This is a genomic window from Nostoc sp., from assembly GCF_036919815.1.
Classification (GTDB): Bacteria; Cyanobacteriota; Cyanobacteriia; order Cyanobacteriales; family Nostocaceae; genus Nostoc.
Genome location: NZ_JBALCE010000118.1, coordinates 24579 through 37869, shown reverse-complemented (window position 1 = coordinate 37869; position 13291 = coordinate 24579). Strand labels below are relative to the sequence as shown.

General features: G+C 41.3%; 7 protein-coding genes and 1 pseudogene. 2 read left to right on the top strand and 6 right to left on the bottom strand.

The window, feature by feature from the left end; genetic code table 11:
• Positions 1–3: 3 nt before the first annotated feature.
• A complete protein-coding gene (locus V7K15_RS26505) occupies positions 4–1359 on the top strand; it encodes a GAF domain-containing sensor histidine kinase (RefSeq protein WP_334910418.1) in 1356 nt (451 codons plus the stop codon).
• A 62-nt stretch (positions 1360–1421) separates the two neighbouring features.
• Here V7K15_RS26505 and V7K15_RS26500 read toward each other — a convergent pair whose 3' ends face one another.
• From V7K15_RS26500 to V7K15_RS26485, 4 genes and pseudogenes are all read right to left on the bottom strand, one after another.
• A complete protein-coding gene (locus tag V7K15_RS26500; RefSeq protein ID WP_334910416.1) occupies positions 1422–2666 on the bottom strand; it encodes an S-layer homology domain-containing protein in 1245 nt (414 codons plus the stop codon).
• Positions 2667–3501: 835 nt separating this feature from the next.
• Positions 3502–4146 (bottom strand): annotated as a pseudogene (locus tag V7K15_RS26495) (S-layer homology domain-containing protein); the annotation flags it as partial.
• A gap of 1744 nt (positions 4147–5890) precedes the next feature.
• Positions 5891–6607 carry a conjugal transfer protein TrbI gene (locus V7K15_RS26490; RefSeq protein WP_334910414.1) on the bottom strand — a complete coding sequence of 239 codons (717 nt, stop codon included), beginning with the start codon at positions 6605–6607 and terminating at the stop codon, positions 5891–5893.
• Between the two features lie 421 nt (positions 6608–7028).
• Complete coding sequence (locus V7K15_RS26485) at positions 7029–9287, bottom strand: NACHT domain-containing NTPase (RefSeq protein WP_334910412.1); 2259 nt, start codon at positions 9285–9287, stop codon at positions 7029–7031.
• 162 nt (positions 9288–9449) lie between these two features.
• Between V7K15_RS26485 and V7K15_RS26480 the strand changes: the two genes are divergently transcribed.
• Complete coding sequence (locus V7K15_RS26480) at positions 9450–9644, top strand: hypothetical protein (protein ID WP_334910410.1); 195 nt, start codon at positions 9450–9452, stop codon at positions 9642–9644.
• Between the two features lie 166 nt (positions 9645–9810).
• Here V7K15_RS26480 and V7K15_RS26475 read toward each other — a convergent pair whose 3' ends face one another.
• The gene (locus tag V7K15_RS26475) at positions 9811–10566 is read right to left on the bottom strand and encodes a choice-of-anchor K domain-containing protein (RefSeq protein ID WP_334910408.1); all 756 of its coding nucleotides are present in this window, start codon (positions 10564–10566) and stop codon (positions 9811–9813) included.
• Positions 10567–10908: 342 nt separating this feature from the next.
• Complete coding sequence (locus V7K15_RS26470; RefSeq protein ID WP_334910406.1) at positions 10909–13113, bottom strand: tetratricopeptide repeat protein; 2205 nt, start codon at positions 13111–13113, stop codon at positions 10909–10911.
• Between the last annotated feature and the right edge of the window lie 178 nt (positions 13114–13291).

Sequence of the window (13291 nt, the reverse complement as noted above, 5' to 3'; positions counted from 1 at the left end):
AAAATGTTAATGTCTGCCAGTTCCGATTTTCTTGCTCTGTGTCGAGAGCAAATAGCGCTGCTAACCCAAGGGCTGGGAGCAACTTTAAGTATTGTGTACCTAACACAAGAATTGGTAGAGACTCCTTCAGGTGAGGCCAAACTGATTCCAGTGGTGATTTACCCGGAAACAGCATTATTATCGCCGGGGGAGGAAACTGCGGAAGCGACGGTACACAAGCAACTTCAAGTTGGAAATGTGTTTGTATTACCCCATCCTCAGAGAAGGTTATTAACACCAGGGTCAGAATCTCCAACTTCGTCACGGGAGTCGGAGATCCCAGATGCGTCTGGGCCGCATCTAAAAGAGGAATACTTATTTAGTGGTAATCAAATTGTTTTACCTCTGGTCTATGAGGGTGTGATGATGGGGTTACTGGTGACAGGTAGGGAAGATCGCGCATGGAATGAACAGGAGGAAAGTCAGATTCAACGGATAGCCCAAACATTAGCGATCGCTTGTATTTTAGATCAGCGACGAGCATGGTTTGAGCAGCAATTGCGTGAGCAACAAATTCTCCAAGAAAAACAGCGCGATTTGCTAGATAACCTGTTGCATCAGTTTCGTAACCCATTAACGGCATTGCGGACTTTTGGCAAACTGCTATTGAAACGACTGCAACCAGCAGACGCTAACCGGAATGTGGCAAATAGTATTGTGCGGGAAAGCGATCGCCTCCAAGAACTGCTGCAACAATTTGATCAAGTAATCGACTTGACAGAGGCAGATTTAGCACCACTACATCTGGGCGAAAATGAAGTGTTTGTAGAAGCAACTATCCAAAAATCCGCTAAACCGCCGTTATTATTGCCGGGAACGGGAGATAAAGCAGTTGACTGCTCGCTAGCAAATATATTAGAACCATTATTAATATCAGCCAAAGCGATCGCCCAAGAGCGAAAGCTAAAACTAGTAACTGAAATTCAACAGAATTCCCCCCTAGTACGTGCCAACGTCAAAGCATTACGAGAGGTTTTAACTAACATCATCGATAATGCATTGAAATACACTCCCACTGGTGGTAAAATTTTAATTCAGGCGGGGCAAGAAAAAGCTAATTTTCAGGGAATTGTCATCAGTGACAACGGGCCTGGGATTCCACCCCAAGATTTCGAACATCTTGGAGAACGACATTATCGGGGTGTACAAGCGCAAACAGAAATCCCTGGTACAGGTTTGGGGTTAGCGATCGCTAAACAATTAATAGAGCAAATGCAGGGCGAAATCGAGGTTTTCAGCCCTGCAATCAACTCTCAGCTAACTTCACCCAATGCGCCGGGGACTACGTTTATTATTTGGTTGCCGGAAGTTCAGAATTAGTCATTAGTCATTAGTCATTAGTCATTCGTCATTTGTAAATACTAATGCCCAATGCCCAATAACTATCTAAGTGAAACCAACAAGTTCTGATTGATTGTCATTTGTAAATCGGTATTTGGGTCAATGGCGATTAAGTCAACACTATTCTTACCTAAGAGCAGACCAACCAACGCACCAATACCAGCGCCACCCAAGATTTCTTCTGTGGCAATGGCGCGATCGCCAGTGACAGTAGATATCGCAGTCGCTGCACCTGCGCCCAATACAGTATCCTTGATAATTGCACTAGTACTAATACCCTTCTTGACGGTTTCAGTTTTGGTAATCACTTCTGAAGTAGCGTTCAGTTGATACTCCTGACCATTGGCCAAAACTAGTTTCTCGGCAACGAATTGAGAACCGCCTGTCGCAGGTTTGAGTTGACCAATAACCTGACTACCAGCAGGAATCACTATAGTTCCTTGTTGCGTAACTACGTTTTGGGATACTGTCAATGTCAAAGGCGCTGTTTCATCCTTTGTAACCAGAATTTTTTCTGCTTTGTCATACTTCACTGCAATAGCAGTCCCTTGGGGAATTGTGACTGATCCAGGTGTTGGGGTAGTAGACCCGACAGCCGCCACGACATAGGGTGAGTTAATTGCTGAAACTTGGTTAGAACTAACCAACGCCTGATAGATAAAAGCTGCTACCTGCGCGCGTGTAGCAGTTGCGGTTGGATTCAGGAACTTCACATTCGGATAGTTGACCACAATTTGCTTTTGGGTTGCTGCGGCGATCGGGCTACGGGCATAGCTGGCGATATTAGAGGCATCGTTGAAATATTGCAGAGTACTTTCGGTATTACCGCTAGGAGTATATGCCAAACCGTTAGCGAGGGAAACTAAAACCTGCTCGCGGGGAATAGCTTGGTTAGGCTCAAAGCGATTTCCAGGATAACCTGATAAGAAACCAATGGTATAAGCTTGCTCAATGGCACTGGATGCCCAATAGTTGCTGGGTACATCAGTAAAATTGATTGCCTGCCGTTGCTGTGCTTTTTGGAAAGCTTTGTTGACCATAGCGGCAAATTGAGCGCGTGTCACCGGTTCTTCAGGGCGGAAGCTACCATCAGGAAACCCGGCAATTACACCTCGCTGTGACAATTGTTGAATAAATTGTGCTGCCCAATAGTTAGATGAAACATCAGAAAAAGTCGTTTGAGCTAAAGATGGCGAAGCTGTAATGAAAGGGGCTACTGTACCGACTGTGACGCTCAAAGCCATGAGTGCAGCTGTTCGAGATTGCCAACGATTTAAAGTAAACATTATTTGTTACTCCACTACAATTAGTATTTTTACTGTTAACTAATTAGACATTTACTGAAGTGTGAGGTTCCCAATTTTTTCTAGTCTTTGTAAAAAGCATTACCTTAGGCATATAGTCATAATCCCAAAATGTCTATCAAAGGAAGTAGACAAGTAGGCGAGAATAAATAAAACTAGGTTAAGTAATCTAACAAATCTTGAGATTATTTTGTAGTAAGGGCTGAAGCCCTAAAATGATGGCTAAAGTCTTGTCTACAAACCTTTAATTATTTACGCCGCCCTACTTAGGAAATAGAAGTAGTCTAATCACCCTATTACCTTTTAAGTATTCTCATAAATATGGATACTGAGTCAGAGGATACAGAGATAGAATAGTTGCTATTAAATAGAATTTTTTAGGGTTAAAAATGAAAGCGATCGCGCACTATAGTTAAAGTGGCGATCGCCTATGGGGAATGATTAAGTACCCGCACCGATAACAGCTTTTAAATCGTCAACTCTGTTGTTGCCAATATTAGTCAACCTAAAAGACCAGCACCCCACCAATAACTGCATCAATGAAGAGTGCTGAGTTCCTCGGCTTAGAGTGCTGAGTTAAAAGACCACCCGCTTTCTTGTGGGGTATCAACCTACCTCTTGAGTCAAGAAGATTCCGCCCACAAGGGGCGGGGCTTGTACCAAGTACATAAGTGCTGAGTATTTTTTTTACTTGACTCAACTCAGCACGGGCTAAACCATAGCTATCCGCTAACAGGACTCAGCACTCAGTGTTGTGAAAATCTGACCTGTGCGTAGAGCAGACAGCCGCGACATAGGGCAGTTAATTGCTGACATTTGACACGACATAGGGCGAGTTAATTGCTGAGGCTTGATTAGAACTAACCAACGCCTGGTAGATAAAAGCTGCTACCTGCGCCCGTGTAGCAGTTGCGGTTGGATTTAGCAACTTCACATTCGGATAGTTGACCACAATTTGCTTCTGAGTTGCTGCGGCGATCGGGCTACGGGCATAGCTAGCGATGTTAGAGGCATCGTTGAAATATTGGAGAGTGCTTTCGGTATTCCCGCCAGGAGTATATTTCAGACCGTTAGCGAGGGAAACCAAAACCTGTTCGCGGGGAATAACTTGGTTAGGCTCAAAGCGATTTCTAGGATAACCTGATAAGAAACCAATGGTATAAGCTTGCTCAATCGCACTGGATGCCCAATACTTGCTGGGCACATCAGTAAAATTGATTGCCTGCCGTTGCTGTGCTTTTGGGAAAGCTTTGTTGACCATAGCGGCAAATTGAGCGCGTGTCACAGGTTCTTCAGGGCGGAAGCTACCATCAGGAAATCCAACAATTACACCTTGCTGTGACAATTGTTGAATAAATTGTGCCGCCCAATAGTTAGATGAAACATCAGAAAAAGCAACTTGAGCCAAAGATTGCAGCGAGCATCCTACTTTGATGAGTTTCTCTTGCAAACGATAACTCACTGGTCCACAAACAAAACCTCCTGACTTAGACTCTACATAAGTCCGCGTTGGTGGATCTTGTTTCTCTAGCCGCGATTTCCAATCCTCAGATATTTTTTTTAGAGTGGGATGCTTACTTAAAAACTCTGAGTCTGCAACAATATCGTGAGGACCCTTAACACTTATCTTAGAACTATTCATGTAGATATTATAATCATAAATAACATTTTTATTTTTTTTGTTAATATTGATATCCTTGCCAGGAAAAGCATAAAGAATGTTATTTAGAATTCTGACATCAGATGATGTATGAGCATATATTTGCCCACCTTTAATTTCGGGACTCTGATTATTTAAAACAGCAGTGTTATTTACAATATCAACATGATCGCTAAAAAATGAATGAATCCCTGATCCACCATTATTAAATGTCAGATTATTTTTAACTAAAGTACGTCCTTTATATTCACCCAATTGGGGCTTATTAAAATTGCTTGTACTATCGATAATAATGCCGTTACCGTCTGTGATCTTTCCGACTGCAATCCAAGGGATGTACATCCGATTGTTGTAGCTCTTGTTGTTGGTAACAAACATCTTATATCCCTGGTTGTTGTCAGAATTCCAATTGTTCAACATTCCAATACCACTGCAACCATAAATGCTGTACCAGGCATTATTGAACACGACGTTATTATCTATTGTCACATAATCAGCCTCCATTGATCCAATACCTCCTCCTCCACAGTCATGCACTTTGTTGTTCAGAATACGGATGTGATGAACATGACCATTGGTTCGTCCGTCAATGTTTATGCAGTTTCCGTTTGTCAGCCGATTTGTTTTGTTAGTCTTCTGACTCATCGCATAATCAAGGGTTACATTAGCATTGTTCCCAATGACCTCCAGCCCATTTATCTCAATATATGAAGCTCCACTTGAAACCACGATACCGTTCCATGTATTGTGCTGAATTTTTGGGAAATGCCCAGGATATGCTTTATACGTAATCCATGCTTTTGCAGTTCCAGAACGTTTAATATTTAGTGCACTCCCAGCTTGGGGTAAATTTGTATATACTCCGTTCATAATCAATACTGTATCGCCAGGGTTAGTCAAATTTGCTGCCTTTTGAATTGTCCTAAAGGCGGCTGAAGAAGAAAGTCCACTATTTTGGTCGTTTCCAGTACCACTAATATAGTATGTTTTCGGAGTCGCGGCAGTGCTGATTAGCTCGCGGCTGGATAGGGTCATTTCCTTGTTAGTGGATACCTGACGGACGTTTTTAACTAAAGATACTTTTATCCTTTCTGCCCCAGCCAAAAGACTTAACACCACGGGAATTGCCAGATATGCGCTTAAACTGAAACCTTGAATTACCACAATAAAATACTCCTTTATCGGCACTCTTCAATAAAAATATCAGAATATTCAGGAATTTTGAATATTCTTTTGGATACAGAATACAATAGACATCTCCAGAAATTAAATATGCGTTACCCAGAACCCTTGTAGAGACGTAGCAGTGCTACGTCTCTACATTCTTTTTTGGAGATGTCTAATAGAGCCGACTTTCCTAGCTCCCCATAATGCAATTAAATAAATATTCCAATGAATATAGATACCGATTCAGACGATACAGAGATAGAATAGTTCCTGGAAAATAGAATTTTTTCGGGTTAAAAATGAAGGCGATCGCACACTATAGTTAAAGTGCGATCGCCGATCATGGGTGATTAAAGTCACAACTTAAATGGAGTAAAATCTAGTAGCGGGATGGTGGTACTAAATTCAAGTTAGAATTCAGTGTCAGCTTCAAATCTTGTGCAGGTCTGAGGACAAAGACATTTGCTTGTTTTTTCCGCAACAGCACACTCGCACCCGCACCCGCAGCCGCACCGACAACAGGTTTTAAATCGTCAATTCGGCGATTACCAGTAATTAATGAACCTAAAAGACCAGCACCCCCACCAATAGCTGCATCAGTTAAAACCTGACCTGTGCTAGGCCCTTGGGAAACTCTTTCAGTTCTGGTGTATGTCCGAGAAGTTGCATTAATTGACTGACGCTGACCATTGGAAAATTCTAATTCTTGAGCTACAAACCGCACGCCTTTTCCTTTGTTATCATCTGTCTCTCTTGAATAACTATTATCTAAGTCAACAGATTCTAGCTGTCCAATTACTTTAGTACCAGCAGGAATTAAAACATTTCTATTTCTGTCCATAATGTTATTGGCTATTCTCAAGGTTAGAGATTTAGTTTCCCCAGGAGCAATAGTAATTGTCTCTTTTTCGTAGGTGACAGGAAAATCAACCCCAGAAGGAATAGTCACGTTTCCGTATTGCCCAATTCTGTCTTGCCCAATCCTATATTGAGCATTCGCAGGAGTCAAGCTGAATAGGGGGCTAATGACGCTTGTAGTAACGGTCATTGCCATAAGTGCAGCAGTTCCAAATTTCCATTGATGTAGGCGACTCATAAGAGGGTTATCCTTTGTGTATGTGATGTATGTAATGACGGGGATTCACTGAGTTTGTTTCTGATTGTTTTTGAACCTGTCTATAGACGTATTCCGAAGATGAAAGTGCTTATAGGACGTGGAGTATTTGTTGCAGCTACGCCTATCGGAGATATCGCTCCTCAGAATTTGTATTCTGCTAATGTGCGTCAGCAAATAGAGGGTGAGATCCTGACGTGACGCAAAATAAGTCTAATAGTTTCCAGAGTTGTTTCATTGTTTACGTTCACATATCTACACCACTGAATAGAGGCGAATGGGCTGACTGCAAACTCTTGCTTCTATTCTAGATTTATTTGCTAGGACTTGGGAAATATTTTCGCTTTCTTAACGAATGATTTACCTGTGGGACTGAAAGATCAACTATCTGCTATATGTGTATTTAAGATTGCTGCTGACGCTGTTTAATCTCTGCGATCGGTAATAGTAAAGTATCTTCTATTTGCTGTCGTACTTCAAGGCTGACATAACAATCCCTATTTAGGCAATCTACCAGTAATTTATTGGCATCATAATATTGCTGAAGCAATTCCTTTTGCTCGTTACTGAACTGCCAATCATGACCAATATTGCGATGTTTAATCATTACTAGTCTTAATTCTTCACACCAAGCCTTCCCATTAGCTAACCACCATTTCTGAGATTCTTGCCTGTCTTGTCTGCTTGGTAGTTGCTCTTGAAGTTTTTGCAGCAAATTCTTGAGTTCTGGGTCGAGGGAGAGGAAGAGGGATCGGGAGAGTTCGAGGGAGAGGTCGAGGAATCGGGAGAGGGATCGGGAGAGGGATCGGGAGAGGGATCGGGAGAGCTCGAGGTCGAGGTTGAGGGAGAGGCATCGGTAGAAGGAGAGGTCGAGAGAGAGGGAGAGGGAGAGATCGAGGGAGAGATCGAGGGAGAGGTTGAGGGAGAGGGAGAGGTAAAAGCCCCTAACTGCTGCTGGTTTGTAAGAAAACTTAACGGAAAGAGATTTTTTTCTTACCCACAGAAGAAACTCCTGCAACCTCTGATCGTCAGCCACTATAAAATCAATTTTGTCTTTGAGCAACAGCAATAACCGATCTGAACTTGGAGACATCGCAACCGCCAGCAAAAAGACTTCCCGCCAGCGCTTCTCAGTAATATGGCTAACAAGATTTTGCAGTGCTTCCTCTGATGACTGTCTGACAACCACAAATTCTCTAGCTGTAAAATACTCATGAAATGTGAGGTGAGAAAATGAGTAAATCCCTTTTGCCCTTGCTACAACTAGTCCATGATGATGTTCAATTGAACGCAAAACTTGCTCACTGTCAACTTGCAATGCTTCTTCGTCAGTATTAGCATCGGGTAAATTGCGGATGTATTCTGTAATGTATTGTTCTGCTACTTTTTGCTTGAAGAAATATTCACTTCCCTCAAAGGTAGTCAACGCCATTTTGCTGAGTAAATCTTCTTTGCGTTGAACTGATAGCTTTTTATAAATCTGATCGCGTTGAATTCCCCGCTTGGCATCCCATTTTTTCAATAACGCATCTAGTCCTTCTTTATATAACTCAGAACGATTTGCAGGAAAATCTCCTGACTCTTCAAATGCTAAACAAAGTAACGTCAGCAGCAGCGGACTTGTTGCAAGTTCTTTGATGCGGTTATTTTCTTTGAGACATTTGATAAAAGTCTCTGGTTTTACAGCTTTATCCTTAAACCACTTATTGGTAAAGTTGAAAATTTGGCCATCGTTAAAATCAGCAACTTCCACCTCTGTAAACTTCTCAAAAGTATACTCCTTTGCTGCAATCCGGCAGGTCATAACAAACTGATTTTTTGGGAAACGATCGGAAAATTCACGAATTTCTTTTAATACACGGTTACTATCCTCTTCTCTAACTTCATCCAACCCATCGAGTAAAACTAATACCTTGCCATAGGTTAGTACATCTCGGATAGAAGAGATAGGATTTATCGCTTCTTCAGTGATGTGTTGCAATAAGCCAGGTTTGTTTGCAGCTTCCGCAAAATTTTTGAGGGTGACAAAAATCGGAACACGTTCAGCCTGAAATTCACCTCCAATACACTGAATCGCTAAATACTTCAGAAATGTGGTTTTACCTGCCCCTGGTTTACCCAAAATCATCAGCTTGGAATATTTCTCAACCGCTTCCAGTCCTGGTACTCGTTTTGCAGTGATCCTCGTCAGTGTAAAGCGGTCAAAATCCTCATTTGTACATTCTTGCAATAATTCATCAATTCCTAACCGTTGCTGTCCAGTGATTTTCTCTAATATATTGACGCTGGTGTAAATGTCATTCAACTCAATGGGCTGAGTCATATCTAGCACCCGCATTGTGCCGCAAAGTTCTTGAATGCTAGGTTTTAGCTTTTCGCGCACCTCTTGCACGATCGCACCAATATCAATGCTGTTGTCTTGATTTACCTCTGCTTCACTAGCCGGTTCAGCAACTATTTCTTCCCACTCTAGGTTTAGTCTGTCGCAAATTTGGACAAAGAGATTGCGGTCAACAGGTTTACCTGTAAAGAATTTTCCGATCGGCTGGCGAGTTACTTCTAACTCATCCGCTAATGCTTTTTGAGTTAAGGAACTGCCGAGCAAAGCTTTTTTTGCTTTTTGGATACCTTCTGGAGAACAGCAAAGCGATCGCCCGGACATAACCTAACCACTACACTTTTGCTGATTCTAACTACCAATCTCGTAATTCATCCTCATCGCATACACAAGTCACTCATATCACAAGCCTGTATTTAAGCCTACAACAATCACCCGCCTGTAAAGCTAGGGATGTAGTGATTCAAATGATTTGGGAGTCGGTAAATGTTATCCAAGAAATTTCTTTTTAGAGATGAAGTGTTAGCTACTGTAATGCTGATTACGGTGATTGGTTCTCTCACACTTGCAGTTATCGACGAGAAAAGTCGCCCTCAATTTCTAGATTTAACAAAATTTGCTATAGGTACATATATTAAATTTTTGATACCTCGGTCTAGGTTAAGCGATCGCGATGTCTAAGACGGGCTATGGCTACGCAACTAGCCAAACTCGAATTATATCTTGACGATTAGAAGTCGCACAACCATAAAAACGAAACCCGCCAGCGCGGGTTTTAATTTTCAAGAGATTTTACGAGTCACCTTGAAAGGGTTAGTCCTACAAATTTTTGATGCGATCGCAGCAATCAACGCTGTCTTTGTGTTTCATCAACGTGGCCGAATTTTTTCCGAGATATCAAGTATATCCCTACCAGGAATATACCCGCGACTGTTGCAGGTTCAGGTACGGCTTTGATTTTGGCATAAATAGCTGTTGTAGTTGTAGCTCCTTCAAGAGCCTTAATACTTATCTGGCTAACGTCTGGATTGAAGCCAGTTAGCTCCAGCGTGTATTTATTCCCTTCAAAGGTGAAACTGCGATTACTCAAATTTGTGTCTATAAATACAAAGTCTGTACTCTTTTCAGCATCTGTTGCTTCATTACGTGTATTTACTAGATGCAATTTGAAGTCAAAAACTTCGCTCATTCCACTGGGAGGGCTGAAGGATATATTGAGATTTAAAGGTACAAATTCAACGTTTGTACCTTCAAATACCGTTCCATTAAAGTAAGTTAAATCAGCTATTTTGAATACAGAGTTGATATCAGTTGAAAATGAACTTCCATTAAAGGTTAGTTTATTTGAATCTGTTATTGTACAACCACTAGGGGGATTTTGACTGGGTGGACACACATTAGGATCACCCCAATTAAATGTGTTGCTTCCGACACCTGTATATATAGGATTGATATCTATACTTCCTGGAGTAGGTTCTCCCCATGTAGCACTAGAGATACCAGAAAAAGTTAGAGCATATGCTTGACCAGAGAAACCAAATCCTGCGATCGCACTCACAAAAAAACTAGATATAGCAGTAGCAAAAACCAAACTTAGTTTCATAACTTAGGTTTCAATTCTCATCCTGGGACTTCTCTTAATTATTTATCCAGTTTACGTTAGTAAATTTACGGAAAATACACCAATATATTATTGTACTTTTTATAAAAAATTTATATATATAAAAATATCTTAATGAAATATTTGTATTTATTAAGTTAAGTTTATGAATGATTAAAATATTTATTTGTAAAACATTATTTGCGTAGGCATAGCCCGTCGTAGACATCACTACATTACTTGCTTACCGGATTAATTATCAAGTTGATATCAAGTTGTCAAGAAGCGGTAAGAATAGAGAAGTTTTCCCTGTAAGTTACAGAGCAAGTATTTTTAAATTATGCTTTATAACTTTGACAAAATCTCTGGCAACAACTGACTAGGGACTTTAGATAAAGCCAGATTTTGTCCTTGTATCCCTAATTCATTATGAAAAGCCCGAATAGTTTTAACCACATAATTGAAGGTTGTTTGATAAGCTTCTGGTTGTTTGCTTAATCCCTTTAAGGCTTGCAAATGGTTATCTAATGCAACTTCTAAGTGTTGAGAACGTGTTGCTCTGTCGCCATTAAAAGGCTTATCTATTACTAGCTGATAATGTGCCAGTCCCAGGTTATTATAAGAGGCAAACAAATCAAAACTTAAAGAAGTCCCGCTAAGTGAGTGAGCCAAAGCTATACCTTCTTCGTAAGCGCTGATACATAGTTGCAGATACTTTTCGCGTGCCTCTTTAGTTGTCTGAGATAGGTTTGCTAGATGCCAGTAAGCAGTACCCAGATTATTTTGTGTAGCGGCGCAGGCACTGGGAACATTAGCTGGAGTGCGATATTTAAGAGCTTCGCTGTAGACATCTATAGCTAGCTGGAGATTTTGAGCAGGTTGTTCGTATTGTGCCAGATTCCAATAGGCAGTGCCAATGTTATTTTGAATCATGCCATATTTGAGCGGTTCCTCTTCGGGGTTGTAGTGTACAAGTGCTTCATTGTAAGCTGCGATCGCTTTCTTGAAATGCACAATCGGTTGATTATATTGCCCTAGATGCCAGTAAGCAGTACCCAAATTATTCTGGCAAGCCGCATACTTTAATGAGTCCATATCGGCTGTACGGTAGCTAAGTGCCTCACTGTAAGCTAAAATTGCTTGCTGCCAATTTTCAGATGGGTGAGAAAAACGAGCTAAATCACCATAAGCCGTCCCCAAATTATTTTGCACACGAGCGTAAGTTTCCGAATGTGTCTGAGGCGAAATCATCTTTAACGCCAACTGATAAAATTCTATTGCCTGCTCTATATAAGTTAGTCCCTCCTCAGAATTGGGTGGTGTGCGGTATAACATCCAGTAGAGTGTACCCAAATCATTCAAGATATCTGGGAGTTGTGGTGAGGTTTCGTCATAGCTAATTGCCTCCTGATAGGCAATAATTGCCACCATCAGGTTTTCTAGGGTTGACTCTCCTTGCTCAATGCGAAGGCGGTATAAGTTGCCCAAGCGATGATAAGCTTCTGCCAGTACCTCCCCTGGAACTTGCTGTGAATGTAATTCTTCAATCTCCAGCAAAGTCTGCTGCGATTGTAAGTAATTCTCAGTATTTTGAGCAATATTTGTGTTAATTGTTGCGATTACTAGCTCCGTTAACTCGCTACTAATATGAGATAAAGAAGCCAGCGATTGATTATTATTCCCACTACCAGACCTATTAGTAGATTCCTGCTGTTGTGGTACAGTCTTCAATAAATCCCCTGTTGACGGCGAAGCTTCTTGGGTTTTGTGTACTTGTGTTTCTGCCGGAAAATCGGAATTATTCTGAAAATTTAACTCGCTGGCTGCGGTTCTGAGTTCTGCTTGATTAACTGATTCATCTAGAATCGACTGCTCAACATTCTCTAAATCCAAGCTTCCAGAACGTGAAAAACGTTCTCGATAGCCAGAATTCTGAGTCGCTGGTGTGGGTTCTCCAGCAAATACAAATACGCCAGTCCGACAACGCCAAAACTGTGGTGCTGATTGCTTGATAGCAGATAACCAAGGACGCGGTATCCACAACAGCAAGTTAGATTCTAAAAATCGGCTGGATTCTTGTGGAGAGAAATATTGTTCGCTTAAGCGGAGATAGTGCAAAAATAGCCGTTGTGTCGCAACTGGTTGCTTGGTTAGCTGCTCAACGCCGACAATCTGAAATGCTGGGATGGGAAAAGGTCTTCCTAGGGTATCTTTTGATGCCCCAACAATTGGCGGTGGATAATTAGCCAACCATTGATTTATCTGAACGATGGGATTGGGATCGTTTAAATGCAAACGCAACGTCACTAATCGCGGATAAGCTGGAGTGCTATTTTCCTGGGAATTTGATGACTGATATAGCACTTGTCCAACAGGATAAGCCAATGTAGAATGCAAACGCGCCGCTACTTGGTTTCTTAAGTGTAAATCATCACATACCGCTAAAAAAAGTTGTCGTCGTAAGCCAAGACTTAGGGCAAGTTTTAGACGGTGGTATACTTGCCGATTCCAAGTAAAATTATCGTTGTGTGCAGTCTCATTCACGCTCATGGTGGCTTAAGAGCCAAAACACAGTATGTATCACCTTTCTGGGCGCATCCAAGTGGGTTAAACTCATAATGAAAATGATTTTTAAGTGGATATTATACGGCTCAGGATAAATTGAGCCTTCAGGTCAAAAATAAAAAAGTATATAATTATACTTTAATCGCTAACTCAATTTTAGCAA

What these genes read in the sequence shown, in the direction of transcription:
- V7K15_RS26505 (WP_334910418.1), top strand. Translation starts at nt 4, where the DNA reads ATGTTAATGTCTGCCAGTTCCGATTTTCTTGCTCTGTGTCGAGAGCAA.
- V7K15_RS26500 (WP_334910416.1), bottom strand. Translation starts at nt 2,666, where the DNA reads ATGTTTACTTTAAATCGTTGGCAATCTCGAACAGCTGCACTCATGGCT.
- V7K15_RS26490 (WP_334910414.1), bottom strand. Translation starts at nt 6,607, where the DNA reads ATGAGTCGCCTACATCAATGGAAATTTGGAACTGCTGCACTTATGGCA.
- V7K15_RS26485 (WP_334910412.1), bottom strand. Translation starts at nt 9,287, where the DNA reads ATGTCCGGGCGATCGCTTTGCTGTTCTCCAGAAGGTATCCAAAAAGCA.
- V7K15_RS26480 (WP_334910410.1), top strand. Translation starts at nt 9,450, where the DNA reads ATGTTATCCAAGAAATTTCTTTTTAGAGATGAAGTGTTAGCTACTGTA.
- V7K15_RS26475 (WP_334910408.1), bottom strand. Translation starts at nt 10,566, where the DNA reads ATGAAACTAAGTTTGGTTTTTGCTACTGCTATATCTAGTTTTTTTGTG.
- V7K15_RS26470 (WP_334910406.1), bottom strand. Translation starts at nt 13,113, where the DNA reads ATGAGCGTGAATGAGACTGCACACAACGATAATTTTACTTGGAATCGG.